We start from the raw sequence: 22,597 nt of genomic DNA, 5'->3' as shown, positions 1-22,597 counted from the left end.
TAGTGAGGTTTTCCGTGGGTTCTGTCATCAAGAAGCGCCGCAAGCGCATGGCGAAGAAGAAGCACCGCAAACTGCTTCGCAAGACTCGCCACCAGCGCCGCAACAAGAAGTAAACGCGGCACGCACACCGAACGCCCCCAGACCGGCTTCTCGCCCGTCGAAGGGCGTTTCGTGTCTCTGCGTGCGCCCGGCTGGCAGGATGGATGCTGTGGCCACCCTCACGATCATCACCAAGCCCGATTGTCACTTGTGCGATGTCGCACGCGAGATCGTCGAGCTGGTTGTCGCCGACCTGCCGGACGATGCCGTCGAGATCGAGGAGCTTTCGATCCTCGACGACAACGCCCTGTACGAGCAGTGGTGGGAAAAGATCCCGGTCGTGCTGATCGATGACCGCCTGCACGCGCACTGGCGGCTCTCGGCCGATCGCCTCCGCACTGCACTGACCGCCGCGACCGCCGTGACCGCCGTGACCGAAGAGGAGATCGCATGAGCATCAGACACATCGTGACCTGGGGGATGGCTGCCGCCGATGCCCCCACCCGTGCCGCGCACGCCGCGGAAGTCGCCGCGAGGCTGCAGGCGCTCGACGGGGTCGTCGAGTCGATCCGCTCACTCTCGGTCGGCGTCAACGTGCTCGACATCGCCGGCAACGCCGACGTGGCCCTCGTCGCCGACTTCGACGACGCCGCAGGGCTTGAGGCCTACCAAACCCACCCGGCGCACCAGGCCGTCGTGGGCTACATCCGCAGTGTCACCGGCATCCGCTCGGCTGTGGATGTCGAGATCTGAGCCCCCCGCCCCGCGAGAAACCACATTCAGCGTGAGAAACACGCGCTGCCGTGGTTTCTCACGCAGAAGTGGTTTCTCGCGGCAGGACAGGGCAGGGCAGGACAGCGCGCGGCAGGGCAGGGCGCGGCAGGCAGGGCAAGGCGCGGCAGGGTTAGGGGACCGGGCGCACGACGGCCGGAACGGGCGAGACCGCGAGGTGGACCACATCGTCGTAAGAGACGCGTTCCTGCGGGCCGTGCTGGACGCTGACGAGGCTCCCGTCGGACGTGCGGACGAGCGTGCGGCGGAAGCTCCCGAGGAACGTGCTCTCCTGCACGACAGCGGGAACGCCGCCATCCGCGGCACCGACGAGCCGGACGTTCTCCGGTCGCAGCAGCACCTGCACGGGCCCGTGCGCCGGCTCGCCGAGCACGGGGACGCTCGTGTCCCAGATCCGGACGGTCGCTCCCTCGGCGATGCCCGGCACGACGCTGGAGAGGCCGATGAAGGCCGCGACGGTGGCACTTTCCGGTCGCAGATACAGTTCCTCCGGCGCGCCGATCTGTTCGATGCGGCCCGCGTCGAGCACCGCGATCCGGTCAGAGACGGCGAGAGCCTCTTCCTGATCGTGCGTGACGAAAATCGTCGTGATTCCGAGGCGTAGCTGGATGCGGCGGATCTCATCGCGCAATTGCACGCGCACTTTGGCGTCGAGCGCCGACAGAGGTTCGTCGAGCAGCAGCACGCGCGGCTCGGTCACGAGTGCGCGGGCCAGCGCGACCCGCTGCTGCTGACCGCCGGAGAGCTGATGCGGGTAGCGGTCGGCGAGGTGACCGAGTCCGACGAGATCGAGCGCATCCGCTGCGCGCTTCGCGGCGGCTTTCGCGGCGATGCGCCGACGACGTAGGCCGAACGCCACGTTGTCGAGGACCCGCAAATGCGGAAACAGCGAGTAGGACTGGAAGACCATGCCGATGTCGCGGTGATTCGTGGGGATGCGTGAGACGTCGGCGCCGCCGAATGACACGGCGCCGTCGGAAGCCGACTCGAGTCCCGCGATGATGCGCAAGAGCGTCGTCTTGCCGCATCCGGAGGGTCCGAGCAGCGACACGAACTCGCCGGGGGCGATGTCCAGGTCGATGCCGTGGAGCACGCGGGTCGCGCCGAAGTCCTTCGTGATCCCCGTCAGGCGCACGCTCGTGCCTTCGCCGGCATCGTGCAGCAATATGTTGTCGGACGTGCGGGGCAGTGCCCGCGGCTCGGTCTCGGCGGTCATGAGCGGGTCCTTCCGGTGCGCGGGCGGCCCGCGACGGCGATCGTGATGAGGAGGAGGAAGACCAACGTCAGCGCCAGCAGCGTGAAGATCGCGGGCGCGTACGCGTCGCTCTTGCCGACGACGACCATGGCGGTCTGGAACACCTGGCGGTTCAGGAGTGACGCGATCGTGAACTCGCCGAGCACTACGGCGACCGAGATGAGGGCTGCCGCAAGCAGGCCCGGCCGCAGATTCGGGGCGAGGACTCGGACGATCACGGTCGGCCAGTTCGCTCCCAGGGAGCGGGCCGCTTCGGCGAGCGTGCGCATGTCGACGGCGTCGATGGATGCTTGGATCGCCCGATACGCGAACGGCAGCACCGTGATGCCGTAGGCGAACGCGAGGGTCCACGCCCCCGTGCCGAGGTTTCGGCCGATCTGCAGGTAGATCGGCGCGAGCCCGACGACCAGCACGATCGCCGGGATCGTGATCGGCAGGAGCACGATGAACTCGAACGCCGCGCGAAGCCGGGGGAACCGCAGATTCACGAGGATCATCGTCGGCGCAAGCACCAGCAAGACGATCAGGACGGTCACGACAGCCAGGGTCAGGGAGTTACCGAGGCCGACCCAGATCGGGCCATACAGGCGCGCTCCCGCGGGGGAGAGCGCCGTGATCCACCGGTCGAGCGTGAGCGTGCCGTCGTCGGCGCGCAGCGTGTAGAGCAGCGTCGAGACCAGGGGAATCGCGAACAGGGCGCCGACAATGATCCCGATCGTCAGGCGGGTGAAGCGCGAGGGGGCGATGCCGCGGTCGGTGCTCATGCGCGCCACCTCGCGGCGCGGCGCTGAACGAGCGAATAGGCCCACATGACGACTCCGACCACGACGATCATGCCGGCCGCGAGGGCGCCGGCGAGGTTTTCGCGACCCAGCACCGTCTCGCTCGTGAGAGCCGTGCGGATCTGCAGCGGAACGATCTGCGACCCCTGGCTGGCCAGCGCTGCCGCCGTCGCGTACGACGAGAACGCGTTCGCGAACAGCAGCAGGGTGCTGGCGAGGAAAGCGGGGGCGAGCACCGGGAGCCCGATGCGCAGCCAGAAGCTTGCCCGCGTGCCGCCGAGCGTCAGGTTCGCTTCGGCCCACTGCGGCTTCAGCGCAGAGAGCGCCGGCATGAAGGTGATGACCATGAGCGGCACCTGGAAGTAGATGTAGGGGAGGATGAGCCCGGGGATCTCGTACACCCATGGGCCGTCGGCGAAGATGTCGATGCCGAAGGTGTCTTTCAGCAAGAGCGTCATGACGCCGCGCAGTCCGATCGTCGCGACGAAGGCGAACGCGAGCATGACGCCGCCGAATTGGGCGAGCACGCCCGCGGCGGCATCGACCGCGGTGCGCACCGGGCCGCCCTCGGGAAGGCCGAGGAGGGCGTAGCAGACCAGGGCGCCCACGATCGCGCCGACCACGGCGGTCAGCAGGGAGAGCCAGATCGAGTTGAGAAACGTCCGCGCGATGACGGGATCACCCAGGGCGGCGAGATTGTCGAGCGTGAACGCGCCGTCGCTGTCGAAAAGCCCGCTGCCGATCGCGAGCACGGTCGGCAGTCCCAGGAAGAGCAGCACGTAGGCCGCGAACGGGACGAGGCCGAGCGCCGGCAGGATGCCGCGAACGCCGACCCGCCGGGCCGGAGCACGCAGCTCCGACCCGGCGGGAATGGGGGACGGCGAGGTCACTGGACCGCCGCGGCCCACTTCTCGCCCAGCAGCGTTCCGGCTGCCGCGCTCTGCTCCTCGGACGGGACGACCGTCGTCTCGGGAACAGCCGGCAGGGCGTCGGCCAGCGCCTGGTCGATCGTGCCGGCATCGGTCATCGCCTGCATGCGCGCCGGACGTGCGCCACCCTTCAGCCAGAGGTTCTGCACCTCGTCGCTGTAGAGGAACTCCTGCCACAGGCGGGCGGCCGCCGGGTGCGGGGCTTCCTTGTTGATGGCCTGGTTGTAGTAGCCGGCGTAGCCGGTGCCCGGCAGGACCACGACCTCCCAGTTCGGGTTCGCCTCGACGTGTGCGGCGTTGAGGTAGTCCCAGTCGAAGACGACGGGGGTCTCACCGCTGGAGACCGTCGCGCTCGTGACGTCGACCTTGAGCATGTTGCCCGCGGCGTTCAGCTCCGAGAAGAAGTCGATGCCCGGCGTGAAGTCGTCCAGCGTTCCGTCGGACTGCACCGTGGCAAGGCCGACGGCAGCGAAGGCCGCACCGGCCTGCGTGGGGTCGCCGTTGATCGCCACAGCGGCCTTGTAGTCCGAGCCGAGGAGGTCGTCGAGGCTCGCCGGAGCGGGGTACTTCGACGAGTCGTAACCGATCGACATGTATCCGCCGTAGTCGCCGACGAACAGGCCGGTCGGCTCCTTGAGAGCGTCGGGGATGTCGTCCCACGTCTGCACCTGGTACGGGGCGAACACGTCGGTGTTCTGCAGCGCGACCGTCAGGCCGAGGTCAAAGACGTCGGGCGCCGTGTCGAGGCCCGCGTTCGTCTCGGCGGCCTGGATCTCCTCGGCGGAGGAGATGTCGGGCGACTGCTCCTCGACCGTGATCTCGGGGTAGGTCTCGGTGAACAGATCGATGATCTCGCCGTAGTTCGCCCAGTCGCGGGGGAGCGCGATGACGTTCAGCTTGCCCTCGGCCTTGGCCGCAGCCTCCAGGTCAGCGAAAGAACCGAAGTCGGCGACGCTCGTCGCGGATGCGGCGTCAACGGCACCGGCATCCGACGGGTCGGTCGTCTCACCGGTGCTGCTGCACGCGGCCAGCGAGAGAACGGTGACGGCTGCCAGCGTGAAGACGCCGGCACGTCGAAGAGTACGGGACATGAGTTCCTCTCAAAATGCGAAGGCCGCCACGGTTCGGGCTGCGGGGCCTGGGATGTGAGGAACGTATGAGCCGAAACTGACCGGCAAGGTCACTGTCGGTGAACGGCAGGTGTGCGCACGGTAGCGCGCACGATCCGAACGGGCGGAGGCGTTAGGGAGCGAGGCGCGTCGGGCCGCGGAAGAGGTAGGTGACTTCGCGGATCGAGTCCTGTCCGAGCATCAGCATGAGCACACGGGCCAGGCCCATGCCGAAGCCCCCGTGCGGGGGCACGCCGTAGCGGAAGAAGTCGAGGTAGTGCTCGAGGCCCTCGAGCGAGAGACCCTTCTCCGTCGCCTGCGCCTCCAGCACGTCGATACGGTGTTCGCGTTGCGCGCCCGTCGTGATCTCGACGCCCTTGAACAGCAGATCGTAGCTGTTGGTGAGCCCGGTCTCGGCGTTGCGCATGTGGTAGAACGGCCGGATCTCGGGGTGGTAGTCCGTGATGAACACGAACTGGTGACCATAGGTCTCCGCCGCGTGAGCAGAGATCTGACGCTCTCCCTCGGGGTCGAGGTCACCGTCGGTGCGGGGGATGTCGTAGCCGCGTGCCTTGACGATCTCGCGGGCTTCAGCCAGAGGAATGCGCGGGAAGGGGATGGTGGGGACGACGACGTCGATGTCGAAGAGTTCCTTGATCTCGGCGCCGTGTTTGTCAGCGACCGCCTGGATCGCGGTCGCCAGGAGTTCCTCCTGCATGCGGGCGACATCTTCGTACGAGTCGATCCACGAGATCTCGGCATCCACCGACGTGAACTCCGTCGCGTGACGACTCGTGAAGCTCGGGTCGGCGCGGAAGACATCACCGATCTCGAAGATCTTGCCGAAACCGGCCGCCTGCGCCATCTGCTTGTAGTGCTGCGGGCTCTGCGCGAGGTACGCGGTCTGCTCGCCGAAGTACTCGAGTGCGAACAGTTCGGCGTTGCCCTCGGCCGGCGTCGACATGAGCTTCGGCGTGTGGAGCTCGACGTAGTCGTTCTCGACCCAGTAGGAACGCATCGCGTGTTCGAAGGTCGTCGAGACGCGGAAGATCAGCGCGTTGCGGCGCTGGCGCAGATCGATGAAGCGCCAGTCCATCCGCTTGTCGAGACCGCTGTCGGCCGCGATCGGAGTTTCGGGGAGGGCGGATGCGGCGATCTCGAGGCTCGCGAGTTTGATCTCCACACCCCCGAGCTTGACGCGCTCATCGTGCTTGAGCTCGCCGGTCGCGGTAAGGAACGTGCCGGTGCTGAGCTCGGAGATCAGTGCCGTCAGCGCGAGCGCGTCGGCATCCTGCTCGCCGCCCTCGGGGTCGGGGCGCGTCGCGGGGTTCACCAGTTGCACGGCGCCGGTCTCATCACGGAGGATGACGAACTGCACCTTCTTCTGGTCACGGACGGTTTCGACCCATCCGGAGATCGAGACGGGGCCGTCTTCGCGGGACTGCAACTGGTCTACCAACACGCGTTCACTCACGAGAGACCACTCTACGTCGGCGGGCGATCATTCAGGTTTCGGCAACCTTGAGCACCTAGCGTCGAAGGCATGGCGACACCGGATGGTTCTTGGCTCACTGCGCTCGTCGACGGTGTCGTCGGGCTCATGGACATCATCGGCGCCCCGGGCGCGGGCCTCGCGATCGCCCTCGAGAACCTGTTCCCACCGCTTCCCAGCGAGGTCATCCTGCCGATGGCGGGTCTTGCCGCCGCGCGAGGGTCGTTCACGCTCGTCGAAGCGCTGTTGTGGACCACGGCCGGATCCGTCATCGGCGCCTTTCTGCTCTACGGGCTCGGGGCCTGGCTCGGGCTTGGTCGGCTGCGCGCCCTGGTGGAGCGAACGCCGCTCCTGCACGTCGACGACGTCGACCGCACGGTCGCGTGGTTCGCGAAGCACGGCGGCAAGGCGGTCTTCTTCGGCCGGATGCTGCCGATCTTCCGGAGCCTCATCTCCATTCCGGCCGGCGTGACCCGCATGCCGCTCCTGCGATTCGGGCTCCTGACGCTCGCCGGTTCCCTCATCTGGAACGGGGTCTTCGTCCTCTCCGGATACTTCCTGGGGGAGCAGTGGCACATCGTCGAGGAGTACGCCGGCATCCTGCAGTACGCCGTCATCGCCGTTGCCGCGGGCGCGCTGATCTGGTTCACGGTCGCGCGCGTGCGTCAGCTGCGCGGGCGGAGCCGGTCCGCGGATCTGGCGTAGGGCGCTCTCAGCCCGTCCACAGACCGGCCGCACGTAGACTTGCGGGGTGACCGCCGACCGCCTCCATCTCGTGCGCCACGGGGAGGTCTTCAACCCCGATCGCGTGCTCTACGGGCGCTTGCCGGCGTTCCGGCTGAGCGAGGCAGGCCGCCGCATGGCGCGAGCCGCGGCCGATCACCTGCAGAAAAACGAGCGTCCGGTCGCGGCGCTGTATGCCTCGCCGTTGCAGCGCACGCAGGAATCCGCCGAGCCGTTCCGCGAGGTCTTCGGTCTCACGCCGGTGCTCGATGAGCGTGTCATCGAGCCGACCAACGTCTTCGAGGGCACGCAGATGAAGCGTGCGGTCCTCAACCCGCTCAATTGGCGTCACCTTGTCCGGCCGTCGGTGCCGAGCTGGGGAGAACCGTACCTCCAGATCGTCGATCGGATGGATGCCGCCATGCGCGACGCGTGGTCGTCCACGGCATCCGGAGACGTCGTCATCGTGTCGCACCAGTTGCCGATCTGGATCACCCACCTTTCCGTCGCGGGGGAGTCGCTGCGGCACGACCCGCGCAACCGCCGCTGCGCGCTCTCGTCTGTGACGAGCTTCGAGCGCGACGGAGAGCGTTGGCGCGAGGTCGCTTACGCCGAGCCAGCCGCCGTCGCCGGCGCGATTGACGTGGGGGCGGTATGAAAAGGCGTTGGGGAGCGAGCCTGATCCTGGTCGCCGCGCTCGCGTTGTCCGCGTGCACGAGCGCGAACGACGGCTTGATCGATTCGTACGAGCAGGGCGGCGACACGGGCTTCATCTCCGGTGACGGCAGCGTGCAGGAGATTGCCATCGACGAGCGAGGCGACGCGGTCGAGTTCACCGGGACCGAGGTCGATGGGTCGACCGTCACGAGTGCCGATTTCGTCGGCGACGTGCTCGTCCTGAACTTCTGGTACGCGGGGTGCGGCCCGTGCCGCGCCGAAGCCCCGACCCTCGAGGCCACCGCGCAGAAGACGGGAGCGCCCTTCCTGGGCGTCAACATCTACGACGGCCCGGAGCAGGCGACCGCGTTCGAGGAGACCTACGGCATCTCGTATCCTTCGCTGCTGGCGAAAGAGGATGCCGCCCTCAAGCTGGCGTTCGCCTCGTGGACACCGCTCCAAGCTGTGCCGATCACCCTCGTGCTCGACGCGGAGGGTCGCGTCGCCGCGCGCTTCATCGGCCAGGTATCGAGCGAATCGATTCTGACGACGATCGTCACCGACGTCCGCGCGGAACAATCGTGAACCAGGTCGTCGTCGACGGAGCACTGTGGCTCGCGATCCTGATCGCCATGCTGGCAGGCCTCATCTCCTTCGCGTCGCCCTGCGTGCTCCCGCTCGTGCCGGGATACCTCGGTTTCTTGGGCGGCGCCGCCGGCACCGATCCCCGCAGAATGTCGACATCTCCGCAGGAATCCGGTGATTCGGTGCGGATTTCGCGGCAATCTGCGGCGATCGTGACAGGGCGCGGGCGCCTCGTCGGCGGGGTGGCCCTGTTCATTGCCGGGTTCACGGTCGTCTTCGTGGCGATGGGCGTGCTGGCCGGAACCGCCGGCCGCTTCTTCCTGCAGTACGGCGACGTTCTCACACGGGTGCTCGGCGTTGTGGTGATCATCATGGGCCTCGTCTTCCTCGGTGTCTTCGGATTCGCGCAGCGCACGTTCAAGCCCCAGGTGCGGAGCAGTCTCGGTCTTGTCGGAGCGCCACTCCTCGGCATCGCGATGGGCATCGGCTGGGCGCCGTGCATTGGCCCCACCTACACCGCGATCCTCTCCGTCTCCTTCGCGCAGGGTGACCCCTGGCGGGCTGTGGTGCTGGCGATCGCCTACTCGCTGGGCCTCGGCATCCCCTTCGTCCTGCTCGCGATCGGCTTCGGCTGGGCCACCCGATCCGTGGCATTCCTGCGCCGGCATATTCGCCTCGTGAACGTCGTCGGGGGGCTCCTGCTGATCGCGCTCGGCGTGCTGATGGTGACCGGCGTCTGGACCTCGGTCATGTCGCAGCTGACGGGGGTGATCGGCAGTGTCAACCTCCCCCTCTGACGCACCCGACGGGTCCGAACCGCTCCGCCCCTCCGACCACGCAGATTCCCAGCCGGCATCCGGTGACGGCATCGCCCAGCCGAAGCTCGGTTTCGTCGGCTGGATGCGGTGGGGCTGGCGGCAGCTGACGAGCATGCGCACGGCGCTCGTCCTCTTGCTGTTGTTGGCGATCGCCGCGATTCCCGGCTCGATCGTTCCGCAGCGCACGGCAGACCCGAACGGTGTGGTCCAGTACAAGACGGCCAACCCCGACCTGTACCCGATCCTCGACACGCTGCAACTGTTCGATGTGTTCTCGTCAGCGTGGTTCTCTTCGATCTACATCCTGCTGTTCATCTCGCTGATCGGCTGCGTCATTCCGCGGACGAAGCACCACTGGAAGGCGCTGCGCGCGCGACCGCCGCGGACGCCCGCGCGCTTGTCGCGCCTCGACGATCACGTCGAGATCGTGCGAGAACTTCCCGCTGCGGCGGATGCCGGCGCCTCCGCCGTGCAGGCCATCGATCTCGCCCAGGCGCAGCTGCGCGCGGCGGGCTACCGCGTAGAGCGCTACGACAGTCGCGGTGTCGCCTCGGTCTCGGCCGAGCGTGGCTACGCACGGGAAACCGGAAACCTCGTCTTCCACGGCGCTCTGGTGGGGGTGCTCCTGGCCGTCGGGATCGGCGGTGGGCTCACCTACACCGGCCAGACCGTCATCGTCGAGGGTGACAACTTCGTCAACTCTCTGGGCCTTGGCTACACCTCGTTCAATCCGGGCCGCTTCGTCGACACGAATTCGCTCTCGCCGTACGCGATCACCCTCGACAGATTCGAGGTCAGCTATGTCCCCGTCGGCGAACCCGGGCAGGGACAGGCCGGTGATTTCGCCGCGAACGTGACGGTCACCGAGCCCGGACAGAGCCCTCAGGAGGGCGTCGTGCGGGTCAATCACCCACTCGACGTCACCGGCGACCGCGTGTACCTGATGGGGAACGGGTACGCGCCGACGATCACGGTCCGCAACGCCGACGGTGAGGTCGTCTTCCGCGAAGACGTCGAGTTCCTCCCGCAGGACTCCAACATGACCTCGCAGGGCGTCATCAAGATCCCCGACGGCATGGCCGAGCAGCTCGGACTCATCGGCTTCTTCTATCCGACGGCCGCGACGCTGCATTCCGGCGCCTTCACGTCTGCGTATCCGTCGCTGGCCAATCCGCTCCTGACTCTGTGGGTGTACTCGGGTGATCTCGGCATCGATGACGGCACGGCGCGCAACGTCTACGCGCTCGACCCGAGCGACATGACGCAGCTGGCCGGTGGCGACAGTGACACCGAAGCCCTGCAGCTCGAGCCCGGCCAGACCGTCGACCTCCCGGAGGGCATGGGCACGATCACTTTCGAAGACGCCACCGCGAACGGCGCCGTCGAACAGGTCAAGCGCTACGTGTCGCTGTCGGTGCACCGTGATGTCGGCGCCCCGTTCGTGCTGGCCTTCGCCGTCCTGGCCCTCCTCGGACTCCTCGCGGCGCTCTTCATCCCGCGGCGCCGGATGTGGGTGAAGGCGACACCCGGTGACAGCACGCTGACGCTCGAGTACGCGGGGCTCGCCCGTGGTGAAGACCCCGTGATCGCTGCTGCCGTCGCCGACCTCGTGCGCACGCACACCGCCTCGCTCCCCGCCGACAGCCCGGAGCCCCGCCCGTAGAATGGACGCCATGCCTGAGACCGGATTGCAGCTCGACGATATCTCCGTGCTCCTGGTGTGGACCGCGGTCGGCATCTACACCCTGGCCTTCATCGCGTACGCGATCGACCTGGCGCGTCGCTCCGACCTCGCGGTGAGGGCGAAGGATGCCGCACCCGCTCGCGTGCTGGTCGCTGCCGGTGGCGGGGACAGCATCGACGAACTCCGCGCGCAGGAAGCCCGGGCGCAGTCCGACCTCGAGGCGCCGCTGAGTGCCCGCCGCCGCTACCTGTGGGCACGGATCGGCACCTCGATGACCGTTCTCGGGTTCCTTTTCCACGTCGCGGCCGACATCACCCGTGGTTTCGCCGCCGGCCGCGTGCCCTGGTCGAACATGTACGAGTTCGCCCTCACCGGCACCATGCTCATCGTCGCGGTGTACCTGGTCGTCCTTCTTCGTTACGACCTCCGCTTCCTCGGGACGTTCATCACGGGCCTCGTGGTTGTCCTGCTGGGAGCGACGGCGATCTGGTTCTACACCGTCGTGGTGCCGTTGGCCGATCCCCTGAAGAGCGTCTGGCTCGTCATCCACGTCTTCGTCGCGTCGCTCGCCACGGCACTGTTCGCCCTCGCGTTCGCCCTCTCGGTCTTGCAGCTCATGCAGGCGCGGCGCGAAGCAGCCGCCGCAGCAGTCGCCGATACCGAGTCCCCGGCATCCCGCCCCGTGCGCAGCGGCCCGCGGTTCCTTCGCACGCTGCCCTCGGCAGACGTGCTGGAGTCGCTCGCCTACCGCTTCGCGATCATCGGCTTCATCTTCTGGACCTTCACGCTGATCGCGGGCTCGATCTGGGCCAACGACGCGTGGGGACGCTACTGGGCCTTCGACACGAAGGAAGTGTGGACCTTCGTGATCTGGGTGCTCTACGCGGGGTACATCCACGCACGCGCGACGCGCGGCTGGCGCGGCACGCGCTCGGCGTGGTTGTCGATCATCGGGTTCTCAGCCGTCATGTTCAATTTCACGATCGTGAACATGTTCTTCAAGGGCCTGCACGTCTACAGCGGCCTGAGCTGAGCACTCGCCCCTCGCGCGCCGATGGAGGGGTCGCGATCTGTGGGAAGGCGCATCCAATCCCCGCAGAATGCGCCACCTCGGTCAGCACCCAGCTCGGGGAGGGGGCGCAATCTGCGGGGATGCGCCTGTTGAACCCGCAGATTGAGCCACCTCGGTCAGCACCCAGCTCGGGGAGGGGGCACAATCTGCGGGTACGCGCGTACTGAACCCGCAGATTGAGTCGCCCACTCCTGGGTGCAGGCCCCAGGCCGGGCGTCAGGCGAGGGCGGGGGATGCCGTCAGCAGCACGCGCGTGCTGATCGTCCGCCTCCGGGCGACCGCGAGCACCGTGATGACGAACGCGAGGGCCGCCCAGATGATCATGCCCGCGAGGCCCGCTCCGATGCCGCCAGCATCGGTCAGGGCGCCGAGCAGCGCCTGATAGGCCGGCGTCGTCGGCATGAGCCCCGCGACCGAGGTCAGCACTCCCGGCACGGTCGAGACGATCCCGGTCGCGACGGCGAGCACCCCGATGAGCGCGGAAATCCAGCGCCCTGCACCACCGAACACGCCCACGAGCGCCTGGTTGACCGCGGCGAACGCGACACCGGCGACCATGGCGAGGCCCGCGAAGGCGAACCAGGTCGACCATTCGTAGGATGCGGCGACCTGCACGATGCCGGCGAGGAGAAGGCCTTGGCCCGCACCGATCGCGGCCGCGGGAAGCAAGCTCCGCAGAGCCAGCATGACCGAGGGGCGGCGCGAGCTGAGCGCGTGCCGTGGCACCGCCTGCAGTGCCACGAACGATGCGAGTCCGCCGAACCACAACGCCAGCATGGCGAGCAGCGGGATCGCGGAGGCTCCGAAGAGGTTCGATCCGATACCGGCTGCCGTCACGGGATCGGCGACGACCGAGGCCAGGTCGGTGGCCTGCTGGTCGGTGTACGACGGAAGCGCGGAGGCTGCCTCGGTCAAACCGTCGGCGAGAGTGGACGTGCCCGTCGCGACCTGGCTCACGCCGTCGGCGAGCTGTGAGGCGCCGGAAGCTAGCTGGTCGGCTCCGTCGGCGAGCTGGTTCGCGCCGGTCCCAAGTGCCGATGCGCCGCCGGCCGATTGGTCGATACCGTCGGCGATCGTGCCGAGGCCGGACTGCAGTGCCGACGCGCCAGAGGCAAGCTGGTCGACGCCCTGCGCGGTGGCGCCGAGACCCTGCTGCACGCCGCCCGCGTAGCCGGCCGCGTAGCCGGCTCCTGTCGCCGCGCTCTGCACGTCGCCGGCCAGCTGACCGAGCGCCGTGCAGACGGCGATCTGCTCCGGAGTCGTCGGCGCCGTGCAGCTGTTCTGTGCGAGAAGCGTCTGGTAGGTCGTCGCGAGTGCGACGGTGGCCGCCGCGGCCTCGTTCGCGTAGCGGACGTTCGTCGCGGCGGTCCCGCCGAGAGTGCCATCGGCGGTGGACGTGAGCTGGCCCGACACCTGGCCGAGTCCGTCGGTGAGCGATCCCGCGCCGTTTGCCGACTGGCGGGTGCCATCGGCGAGCTGCGTGAGCCCGTTCGACAGCTCGCCTGCACCGGTGCCGAGCTGTGCGGCGCCGTCGGAGAGCGCCGTCGCGCCCGCGGGGAGTTCGGCGGCGCCCGTTGCCGCCTGCGTCGCTCCGTCGGCGAGCTGGTGAGCGCCCGTCGCGGCCTCCCCGAGCTGGTCTCCCAGCGTCGTGAAACCGAGGAACACATTCTCCAGGTACACGCTCGACAACTGCTGGCCCATGACGGATGCTGCCGCCTGCGCGACCTGCGCGGTGATGGCGTCGTCGACGATCAGGCTGTCGGGAGCGGTCGAGACCGAAATGGTCGCCCTCTCGGGGGTGCCGCCCGAACCGTCCGACGCTCCCGCGGTCGAGGTCGCGGCGGCGGAGAAGTTCGCCGGAATCGTGATGATCGCGTCGTACGTGCCCTCGGCGAGGCCGGTACGGGCGTCTTCCGTGTTCGAGATCGTCCACGTGAGGTTGCTGGCAAGCTCGTCGGATCCTTCGACCAGCCCGGCGGTCAATTGGCGGCCGAGCGGGACCATCTGACCGTCGAGCGTGACGGGCTCGTCGTTGTTGACGATTGCGGCACGCATGTCGGCGAGACGCTCCGTCGGGTTGTACAGCGCCGAGACGAGGATGCCGCCGATCACGACCGGGAGCAGCAGCACGCCGATCAGGGTCAGCCATGTCACGGGCTTGCGGGAACGGGCACGTTCGATGGGGAGAGTCATGAGGAGATCACCTGCGTGTCGGTCGAAGTCGAGGAGGACTGCGCGGTCAGAGCGAGCGAGGTCACATCGGGCCGGTGGGCTTCGGCGAGGAGGTCGAGCGCCGGCCCGTCGCGCCGCGCGGAAGCAACCAGGGTGAGCGGGTGCCCGTCGCCGCGGCGCCGCTGGAGCGAGGCTTCGGCGGCATCGCGGAGGATGGCGGCGGCTTGGTCGCGATCGGGACCCGTGAGGGTGTCGAGCCCGTCGATGACGACCAGGCTCGTGCCGCCGGCGACCGCTCGGCGGAGCTCCGCGAGCGGGTCGGCGACGCCGTCAAGAAGGGCCACGCCGACGTGCGCGCGGACCCAGGCACCCCGGCCGGGCAAAAGGTGACCGGCGACGCGCAGGCGTCCGTCCGAGGGTTCGATCCGTCCGGCGACAGCCAACACGAATGCGCGTCCGACCCGGGCGTCGGGCGAGGTGGCCAGCAGAGTCCCGCCCTGATCGAGCCGCACATCGGCGCGATCGAAGAGGGTGACTTCGCCGGTCTCGCGTCCGCCGTCGGCGCGCACGGCGAGCGCGTCGGCGGCCAGCGCGCCGGTGTAGCCGGGCTCCGGCCAGTCCGTCAGCGCCATCTCGCGTTCGACGGCCTCGCCTTCGATGTCGAAGTGGGGGAGGATCCGGTCGAGCCATGCCGGCATCCACCACGCCTTGTCGCCGAGCAACGCCATCACAGCGGGCACCAGCGTCATGCGCACGAGGAACGCGTCGACGGCGATGCCGACGGCGAGCCCCAGCGCGATCGGTTTGATCGACGTATCACCCTCGGGGACGAACGCCGCGAAGACAGCGAACATGATGACGGCGGCCGCCGTCACGACCCGGGCGGATGCCGTGAACCCGCTTCGCACGGCCGCGATGGCCATGGCGCGCGCGTCGAACGGCTGACCGGAGGCGATGGCAGCACGGCGGGCGTGGACGAAGTCCTCCCGCATCCGCGATACGAGGAACACCTCGTAGTCCATCGCCAGACCGAACAGCACGCCCATCAGGATGATCGGCATGAAGCTGATGACCGGACCCGTGCGCGTCACGTGCAGCGCGTCGGCGAGCCATCCCCACTCGAAGACGGCGGCGACGACGCCGAAGGCGGCGAGGATCGACAAGAGGTAGCCGACGGTGGCCTTCAGTGGCACCCAGATCGAGCGGAAGACGATCATCAGGAGGATGAACGACAGACCCACCACGAACAGACCGAACGGGAGGAGCGCGGCGCCCAGGCGATCGGAGATGTCGATCGCGATCGCCGTGAACCCGGTGACCTTGAGATCGACGCCGTAGGTGTCGAGCCATTCATCGTGATGCGAGCGGAGTTCGCGGACGAGGTCGGCGGTGGCCGGGTCGTCGGGCGCGGTCTCGGGGACGACCTGAATGAGCCCCGTGTCGGCGGTCGGATTCGGCGTCGCGAGAGCCACCTCCTTCACGCCGGGGATCTTTTCGACCTCGGCCTTGAGCTTGGCCATGAGTCCCAGGGGATCAGTCGAAGTAACGATCGTGCCGGTGAGGATGAGGGGACCGTTCGAGCCGGGTCCGAAGTGTTCGGCGGTCAGATCGTAGGCCTGTCGCGCTTCGCTCGAGGCCGGTTGCATGCCCGCATTGGGTAGCGCCAGCTGCAGGCTGGCCGCCGGGATCGCCACGACACCGAGGGTCGCCACGACGGCGAGCGTCGTGACGATCGGATGCCGGGTGACGAGCATGACCCAGCGGTTGGTCTTCTTGGTCGCGGCCAGGGCCACCTCGGAGATGTCCTCCGCGTCGGACGTTTCCGGTGCGCGGCGGCGTCCGATCCGTGCGCCGCGCGAGAGGCCGTGGCCCCATCCGGCGACCCGTTCGCCGACGAACCCGAGGAAGGCGGGGGTGAGCGTGACGGCGACGAGGACCGCCACGGCGACGGCGGCAGCCGCGGCGATGCCCATCGTCGTGAGGAACGGGATGCCGGCAAAGCCCAGCCCGATCAGCGCGATGAGCACCGTGACACCGGCGAACACGACGGCCGAGCCGGCGGTCCCGGTGGCCCGCGATGCGGACTCTTCGGCATCCATCCCGGCACGCACGTGATCTTGATGTCGGGCGACGATGAAGAGGGCATAGTCGATGCCGACCGCGAGCCCCAGCATGATGGCGAGCATCGGCGTGGTCGAGGAGACAGTGGCGAACGCCGTCGAGGCGTAGATCAGCGCGATGGCGAGGGCGACACCGATCAGCGCGCTCGCGAGCGGGAAGAAGGCGACGGCGAACGAGCGGAACGTGACGATCAGGACGAAGAGTGCGACCAGCACTCCGACGACCTCGACGATCGACAGGGCGGGCAGGGACGTCGAGAAGAGGTCGCCGCCGACCACGACCTGCGAGCCCGCCGGCAGGGCTGCGCCCAGCGTCGATGACACATCCTGCAGTGCGGTCTTCGTCGCGTCGGGGACGTCGGTGACGGTTCCCTCGAACTGCAATCTGATCAACGCGGCGCTCTCATCGTCGCTGACCGACCCGGTGACGATCTCGTCGAACGGATCGGTGACCGCGAGCACGCCGTCGAGGTCCTCGAGCTCGTCGATTGTCGAGGCGATCTCGTCGCGGTACGGGGCCTCGTCGACGCGATCGCCCTCAGCCGCGACGACGACGTACTGGGCGCTCGTGCCGCTCGCTTGCGGGAAGGTGCGCGCGAGGAGCTCGATGCCTTCCTGGCCTTCAGTCCCGGGGATCGAGAAGGAGTTGTCGAAGCCCTTGATGGCGCCCGTGCCGATGCCGAGACCGACCGAGCCTCCCACGATCCCGAGCAGAAGGAGCCAGGCGACGAGGACACGCCACGGGTGGCGGTACGACCAGCGACCGAGGGACGAGAGAAGTGTGGACACGAGCGCTCCGGTTCAGAGGGGAGAAGATGAGCGGGTTTCGATACAACGCTGTATCCAATACATAGATGTATCCTAAGGGTGTTCGTCCCCGCAAGTCTGGGGGCGAGGTGTGAAACTGACCGCGAGAGGAGCCGCATGACCGACGTCACCGCACGGCCCGGATCGCGCCGTCGCGAGCAGACCCGGGCGCGGCTTCTGGATGCCGCGCACGAGGTGTTCGGCGAGGTCGGGATGGATGCGGCATCCGTCGAGATGATCTGCGATCGTGCCGGCTTCACCCGCGGGGCCTTCTACTCGAACTTCGAGTCGAAGGATGAACTGTTCCTCGCACTCATCACCCAACTGGCCGAGGAAAAGCTCGACGAGGTGGCTGGGCGTGTCCGGGACCTCGCGCCGGATGCGCTGTCGGACATGTCGGCACTCGTGCACCAGGTCGTCGGTGCGTCCCTCGGCGACCGCATGGAGCCGCAGCTGATCAGCGAGATCCGGACGCAGGCGATGCGGGACCCTCGGCTGGCCGAGGCCTACCTCACCTGGCAGAACGTCCTGCGGGATCGCGTCGAGGTCATCATCCAGCAGGTCGTCCGCACATACGGCTTGCGGTTGCGGTTGCCGATCGATGAAGCGGCGCAGCTTCTTCTCGATGTCTCCGACGACACGTGTGCGCGCGCCACGCTCGAGGGGCGCCCGACCGCCGAGATCACGGCGTTGCTCAACGCGCGCATCGAACGCCTGGTGACCGTCCTGGTCGAGCCGGTCGGCTGAGCCCGCTGATCGAGTGCCGCCGCGAAGCGGCGGTGTATCGAGATCAGCCCGTCTCGAGCACGGCGTGGCAGCGGTCCATCCGTGCAAGCCACCATTCGCGCCGTTCGGGTGCCGCGGCGTGCCGTTCGAGCAGCTCTCGATCGGGGACCACGCGGCCCACGGGCAGCGTCCCCGACTCCGGCCGCAGCGGCCGCGACGTGACATCGGCGGCCAGGAGCGACGCGGTCCCGAGCCCGCAGTCGTAGTCCAGGTGGGGGAGCGCCGCAGCCAGAGCAAGGCCCATCGAGAGGCCGATGCTCGTTTCCAGCGCACTGGAGACGACGGCAGGAAGCCCGGCATCGCCGACGATCTTCAGCGCTCGGTGCACCCCACCGAGCGGCTGGGCCTTCACGACCAGGAGGTCGGCTGCTCCGGTGCGGGCGACCGCGAGCGGGTCGGCCGCTTTGCGGATGCTCTCGTCGGCGGCGATCGGGATGTCCCAGTCGGCGAGCCGCTCGCGGAGCTGGACGAGCTCGTCGACGCTCGCGCACGGCTGCTCGAGGTACTCGAGGTCGAACGCGGCGAGCTCGTGCACAGCGTGCTCGGCCTCGTCGACGTTCCACGCGCCGTTGGCGTCGAGGCGGATTCGTCCTTCGGGGCCCATTGCCGCGCGCACCGCCCGCACGCGGGCGATGTCGTCCGCGAGAGTCTGGCCGCGTTCGGCGACCTTGACCTTCGCCGTGCGGCATCCGTCGAAACGTGCCAGCACGCTGACGACGTCACTGGCGGCGACCGCCGGGACCGTGGCGTTGACCGCGATCCGCTCGCGCAGGGGCGCGGGTTGGATCTGCCAACCGAAATCAATCGCGGCGGCCAGCCACACGGCCGCCTCGGCGTCGTCGTATTCAAGGAAGGGCGAGAATTCGGTCCAGCCCGTGGGCCCCTCGAGAAGCACCACCTCGCGGGTGTCGATCCCTCGGAAACGGGTGACGAGGGGCAGGGAGATGACGTGCGCGACGGTGCGCAGCTCGGACAGGTGGGGGGTGCTCACGGCTCCATCTTGCCCCCGTAGGCGTCATCGGTGTGCCGAAAGCAGCGCCGGCGCAGCCCGCGGAACCCGCCGTGCGAGAATCGGGCGGTGACTGCGCCCCGCACCGAACCCCGTTTCGCCCTCGACATCGACGGTGTGCCGCGCCCCGCGCGGTCCGAGGCGCTTCTCGACGCTCTCGCCACGCGCGTCGTCATCGCCGACGGCGCGATGGGAACGATGCTGCAGCGCTACGAACCGACCCTCGAGGACTATCAGCAGCGGGAAGGCTGCAATGAGATCCTCAACATCTCGCGGCCCGACATGATCGCGGCGATTCACGATGACTACCTCGCGGTCGGAATCGATGCGATCGAGACCAACACCTTCGGGGCGAACTGGTCGAATCTGTCCGACTATGACATCGACGACCGTATCCACGAACTCGCCGCAGCGGGCGCCCGCATCGCGCGGGAGCGCGCCGAAGCGGCCGAGGTCCGCGACGGCCGGATGCGCTGGGTGCTCGGGTCGATGGGGCCGGGGACGAAGCTCCCGAGCCTCGGACACACCACCTACGCACACCTCAAAGAGACCTTCGCACTCCAGGCCGAGGGGCTGATCGACGGCGGGGCCGATGCGCTCCTCGTCGAGACGTCGCAGGACCTGCTGCAGACGAAGGCGGCCATCGCCGGGTGCAAGCTGGCGATCGTGGGTCGCGGCATCCGCGTGCCGATCTTCGTGGAGGTGACCGTCGAGACGACCGGCACGATGCTGATGGGGTCGGAAATCGGCGCCGCGCTCACCGCCCTCGCTCCGCTCGGCGTCGACGCCATCGGGTTGAACTGTGCGACCGGTCCCGCCGAGATGAGCGAGCATCTCCGGCATCTGTCGAAGCACTCGCCGGTTGCGATCGCGTGCATGCCCAACGCGGGGCTGCCGGTGCTCGGCGCGAACGGCGCGCATTACCCGCTGACCCCGGCCGAGCTTGCGACCGCGCACGAGCAGTTCGTCCGGGAGTTCGGCGTGGGGCTCGTCGGTGGATGCTGCGGCACGACCCCCGAGCACCTGGCCGCGGTCGTCGAGCGACTCCACCCCGTCGACACCGCCGAGACGGGAGATTCCCGCCGAGACGGAACGTCACACACGGGGTCTCGCCGTGAATCTCCCGTCTCGCGAGGGAGGGCGGTCGTCGAGTCAGACCCGGGCGTCGCGTCGCTGTATCAGCACGTGCCGTTCCAGCAGGATGCGTCGTACCTCGCGATCGGCGAGCGCACCAACGCGAACGGTTCCAAAGCGTTCCGCGACGCGATGCTCGAGGGGCGCTGGGACGACTGCGTCGAGATCGCCAAGGGGCAGACGCGCGTCGGCGCGCACCTCCTCGACGTCTGCATCGACTACGTCGGGCGGGACGGCGTCGCCGACATCCGCGAGGTCGTCTCGCGGTTCGCGTCGGCATCCACTCTGCCGCTCGTGATCGATTCGACCGAGCCCGCTGTCATCCAGGCCGGGCTCGAGCTGATCGGCGGACGCCCCGTCGTCAACTCCGTCAACTACGAGGACGGCGACGGCCCGACGAGTCGCTTCGGCCGCATCATGCCGCTCGTCAAGGAGCACGGCACGGCCGTCATCGCCCTGACGATCGACGAGCAAGGTCAGGCCCGGACGGCGGGCGACAAGCTGCGCATCGCCTCGCGCCTGATCGACGAACTCGTGGATGCCTGGGGCATGCGCGTCGAGGACATCATCGTCGACTGCCTGACCTTCCCGATCGCGACCGGGCAGGAAGAAACGCGACGCGACGGCATCGAGACGATCGAGGCGATCCGCGGGCTCGTCGCGAAATACCCGGGAATCAATACGACGCTCGGCGTGTCGAACGTGTCGTTCGGCCTCAACCCCGCTGCGCGCTCGGTGCTGAACTCGGTGTTCCTGCACGAGGCGACTCAGGCGGGCCTCACGAGCGGAATCATCGACGCCGCCAAGATCGTGCCGCTCGCTTCGATCCCCGACGACCGGCGCAAAGTCGCTCTCGACCTCGTTTGGGATCGCCGTGAGTTCGACGCCGAGGGGAACCTCACCTACGACCCGCTCGCCACGATGCTCGACCTGTTCGCCGGCGTCGATACGGCGTCGCTCCGCGATCAGCGTGCCGCCGAGCTCGCCGCACTGCCGGTCGGTGAGCGGCTCGAACGGCGCATCATCGACGGTGAGCTCAAAGGGCTGGAGGGCGACCTCGATCTTTCTCGGGCCGGCGGTCTGAGCGCGCTGCAGATCATCAACGACCACCTCCTGGAGGGGATGAAGGTCGTCGGCGAACGGTTCGGCTCGGGGCAGATGCAACTGCCGTTCGTGCTGCAGTCGGCCGAGGTCATGAAGACCGCGGTCGCGCTCCTCGAGCCGCACATGGAGAAGACGGATGCCGCGGGCAAGGGCACGATCGTCCTCGCCACCGTCCGCGGTGATGTCCACGACATCGGCAAGAACCTCGTCGACATCATCCTCACGAACAATGGCTACACCGTCATCAACCTCGGCATCAAGCAGCCGATCGCCGACATCATCGCCGCTGCCGAAGAACACGACGCCGACGTCATCGGCATGAGCGGGCTGCTGGTGAAATCGACCGTCGTGATGAAGGAGAACCTCCAGGAGCTCACGACGCGAGGGCTCGGTACCCGGTGGCCGGTGATCCTGGGCGGCGCCGCGCTGACGCGCGCGTACGTCGAGGACGACCTCGCCGGCATTTTCGACGGCGAGGTGCGCTACGCGAAGGACGCGTTCGAAGGGCTCGCGCTCATGGAGCCGCTCGTGCGCATCGCCCGCGGTGAGTCGCCGGACGCCGTGGGGTTGCCCGCGCTGAAGAAGCGCATCCACGCGGCGGGGTCGCGCCTGACACTCACCGAGCCCGAGGCGATGCCGGAACGCTCGGATGTCGCACGCGACAACCCTGTGCCCGCCCCGCCGTTCTGGGGGACGCGGATCGTCCGGGGCATCCGGCTGGCCGATTACGCGGCGTTCCTCGATGAGCGCGCGACATTCATGGGGCAGTGGGGGCTCAAGCCCGGTCGGGGCGACGTGACGTACGAGGATCTCGTCGAGACCGAGGGGCGTCCTCGACTGCGGTACTGGCTCGACCGGATCCTTGCCGAGGGGATGCTGGACGCGTCCGTTGCCTACGGCTTCTTCCCGGTCGTCTCCGAGGGGGACGATGTCGTCGTGCTGCATCACGGCGATGACCCGACCGGGGTGCTCGGCACGCCGGGGCTGATCGCCCCCGACGGAGGCTCGGAGGGGACCCTCGGGAGCGACCGCCTTCGGTTCCACTTCCCCCGCCAGCGCAGGGACCGCCACCTGAATCTGGCGGACTTCGTGAAGTCCCGCTCGTCGGGTCAGGTCGATGTCATGCCCGTGCAGTTGGTCACGGCGGGAGCCGCGATCGACGCGGTGACCGCGAAGCTGTTTTCCGAGAACCGGTACCGCGACTATTACGAGCTCAACGGGCTCGTGATGCAGCTGACCGAGGCGCTCGCCGAGTTCTGGCACGCCCGCATCCGGTCAGAACTCGGATTCGCCGCCGAAGACCCGACCGACACCGCGGGGCTGTTCAAGCTCGAGTATCGCGGTGCACGATTCTCGCTCGGCTACCCGGCGTGCCCCGACATGGAGGACCGGCGCAAGGTCGTCGAACTGCTGCGGCCCGAACGCATGGGAGTGGAGCTCAGCGAGGAACTGCAACTGCATCCGGAGCAGTCGACGGACGCGTTCGTCTTCCACCACCCCGAGGCGAAGTACTTCTCGGTGTGAGCCC

19 protein-coding genes are annotated in these 22,597 nt (G+C 68.3%); 11 read left to right on the top strand and 8 right to left on the bottom strand.

The genetic code is table 11. The annotated features are described in order from the left end of the window. The first annotated feature begins 14 nt into the window (after window positions 1-14). The 3 genes from Q0653_RS12770 to Q0653_RS12760 all read left to right on the top strand — a co-directional run bounded on the left by Q0653_RS12770 (window position 15) and on the right by Q0653_RS12760 (window position 792). Window positions 15-113 (top strand): AURKAIP1/COX24 domain-containing protein, encoded by a 99-nt coding sequence (locus Q0653_RS12770; RefSeq protein WP_003792170.1) that lies wholly within the window; start codon window positions 15-17, stop codon window positions 111-113. 95 nt (window positions 114-208) lie between these two features. After that, entirely contained in the window at window positions 209-493 is a 285-nt protein-coding gene (locus tag Q0653_RS12765; protein ID WP_298944942.1) for a glutaredoxin family protein, read from the top strand. Continuing rightward, window positions 490-792, top strand: coding sequence for a Dabb family protein (locus Q0653_RS12760; RefSeq protein WP_298944940.1), 303 nt, complete (start codon window positions 490-492; stop codon window positions 790-792). The genes Q0653_RS12765 and Q0653_RS12760 overlap by 4 nt, the downstream gene beginning before the upstream one ends. Before the next feature lie 151 nt (window positions 793-943). Here Q0653_RS12760 and Q0653_RS12755 read toward each other — a convergent pair whose 3' ends face one another. The 5 genes from Q0653_RS12755 to aspS form a co-directional block, all read right to left on the bottom strand. Beyond that, a complete protein-coding gene (locus Q0653_RS12755) occupies window positions 944-2,047 on the bottom strand; it encodes an ABC transporter ATP-binding protein (RefSeq protein ID WP_298944938.1) in 1,104 nt (367 codons plus the stop codon). Next, entirely contained in the window at window positions 2,044-2,850 is an 807-nt protein-coding gene (locus Q0653_RS12750) for an ABC transporter permease subunit (RefSeq protein ID WP_298944936.1), read from the bottom strand. Before Q0653_RS12750 ends, Q0653_RS12755 begins: the two co-directional genes overlap by 4 nt. Continuing rightward, complete coding sequence (locus Q0653_RS12745) at window positions 2,847-3,722, bottom strand: ABC transporter permease (RefSeq protein ID WP_298742305.1); 876 nt, start codon at window positions 3,720-3,722, stop codon at window positions 2,847-2,849. The genes Q0653_RS12750 and Q0653_RS12745 overlap by 4 nt, the downstream gene beginning before the upstream one ends. Window positions 3,723-3,754: 32 nt before the next feature. Beyond that, the gene (locus tag Q0653_RS12740) at window positions 3,755-4,888 is read right to left on the bottom strand and encodes an extracellular solute-binding protein (RefSeq protein ID WP_298944934.1); all 1,134 of its coding nucleotides are present in this window, start codon (window positions 4,886-4,888) and stop codon (window positions 3,755-3,757) included. Between the two features lie 151 nt (window positions 4,889-5,039). Beyond that, entirely contained in the window at window positions 5,040-6,380 is a 1,341-nt protein-coding gene (aspS, locus tag Q0653_RS12735) for an aspartate--tRNA(Asn) ligase (protein ID WP_298944933.1), read from the bottom strand. A gap of 69 nt (window positions 6,381-6,449) precedes the next feature. On the opposite strand from aspS, the gene Q0653_RS12730 reads away from it, so the two are divergent. From Q0653_RS12730 to ccsB, 6 genes are read left to right on the top strand one after another with little or no spacing between them, the layout of a single operon-like run. Next, on the top strand, window positions 6,450-7,103 hold the full coding sequence (locus Q0653_RS12730; RefSeq protein ID WP_298944930.1) for a DedA family protein: 654 nt from the start codon (window positions 6,450-6,452) through the stop codon (window positions 7,101-7,103). 46 nt (window positions 7,104-7,149) lie between these two features. Further along, a complete protein-coding gene (locus Q0653_RS12725) occupies window positions 7,150-7,779 on the top strand; it encodes a histidine phosphatase family protein (protein WP_298742238.1) in 630 nt (209 codons plus the stop codon). Beyond that, the gene (locus Q0653_RS12720; RefSeq protein ID WP_298742239.1) at window positions 7,776-8,363 is read left to right on the top strand and encodes a TlpA disulfide reductase family protein; all 588 of its coding nucleotides are present in this window, start codon (window positions 7,776-7,778) and stop codon (window positions 8,361-8,363) included. Before Q0653_RS12725 ends, Q0653_RS12720 begins: the two co-directional genes overlap by 4 nt. Beyond that, a complete protein-coding gene (locus Q0653_RS12715) occupies window positions 8,360-9,160 on the top strand; it encodes a cytochrome c biogenesis protein CcdA (protein WP_298944927.1) in 801 nt (266 codons plus the stop codon). The genes Q0653_RS12720 and Q0653_RS12715 overlap by 4 nt, the downstream gene beginning before the upstream one ends. Next, entirely contained in the window at window positions 9,141-10,844 is a 1,704-nt protein-coding gene (locus Q0653_RS12710) for a cytochrome c biogenesis protein ResB (RefSeq protein WP_298944925.1), read from the top strand. The genes Q0653_RS12715 and Q0653_RS12710 overlap by 20 nt, the downstream gene beginning before the upstream one ends. 10 nt (window positions 10,845-10,854) lie before the next feature. Beyond that, window positions 10,855-11,898, top strand: coding sequence for a c-type cytochrome biogenesis protein CcsB (ccsB, locus tag Q0653_RS12705; protein ID WP_298944923.1), 1,044 nt, complete (start codon window positions 10,855-10,857; stop codon window positions 11,896-11,898). A gap of 255 nt (window positions 11,899-12,153) precedes the next feature. Here the strand turns inward: ccsB and Q0653_RS12700 are convergent, their stop codons facing one another. Together Q0653_RS12700 and Q0653_RS12695 are read right to left on the bottom strand one after the other, a co-directional pair. Further along, window positions 12,154-14,130: a YhgE/Pip family protein gene (locus Q0653_RS12700; protein ID WP_298944921.1), complete on the bottom strand. Its 1,977-nt coding sequence runs from the start codon at window positions 14,128-14,130 to the stop codon at window positions 12,154-12,156. After that, a complete protein-coding gene (locus Q0653_RS12695) occupies window positions 14,127-17,018 on the bottom strand; it encodes an MMPL family transporter (RefSeq protein ID WP_298944919.1) in 2,892 nt (963 codons plus the stop codon). Before Q0653_RS12695 ends, Q0653_RS12700 begins: the two co-directional genes overlap by 4 nt. Before the next feature lie 135 nt (window positions 17,019-17,153). On the opposite strand from Q0653_RS12695, the gene Q0653_RS12690 reads away from it, so the two are divergent. Next, the gene (locus Q0653_RS12690; protein WP_298944917.1) at window positions 17,154-17,783 is read left to right on the top strand and encodes a TetR/AcrR family transcriptional regulator; all 630 of its coding nucleotides are present in this window, start codon (window positions 17,154-17,156) and stop codon (window positions 17,781-17,783) included. Between the two features lie 43 nt (window positions 17,784-17,826). Here Q0653_RS12690 and Q0653_RS12685 read toward each other — a convergent pair whose 3' ends face one another. Continuing rightward, on the bottom strand, window positions 17,827-18,813 hold the full coding sequence (locus tag Q0653_RS12685) for an o-succinylbenzoate synthase (RefSeq protein WP_298944915.1): 987 nt from the start codon (window positions 18,811-18,813) through the stop codon (window positions 17,827-17,829). Between the two features lie 87 nt (window positions 18,814-18,900). On the opposite strand from Q0653_RS12685, the gene metH reads away from it, so the two are divergent. Further along, a complete protein-coding gene (gene metH, locus Q0653_RS12680) occupies window positions 18,901-22,593 on the top strand; it encodes a methionine synthase (RefSeq protein WP_298944912.1) in 3,693 nt (1,230 codons plus the stop codon). The last annotated feature ends 4 nt before the right edge of the window (window positions 22,594-22,597 follow it).

Origin of the sequence: uncultured Microbacterium sp. (genome assembly GCF_947488465.1) — a bacterium.
Taxonomy (GTDB): domain Bacteria; phylum Actinomycetota; class Actinomycetes; order Actinomycetales; family Microbacteriaceae; genus Microbacterium.
This window is presented reverse-complemented; position numbering and strand designations above follow the sequence as displayed.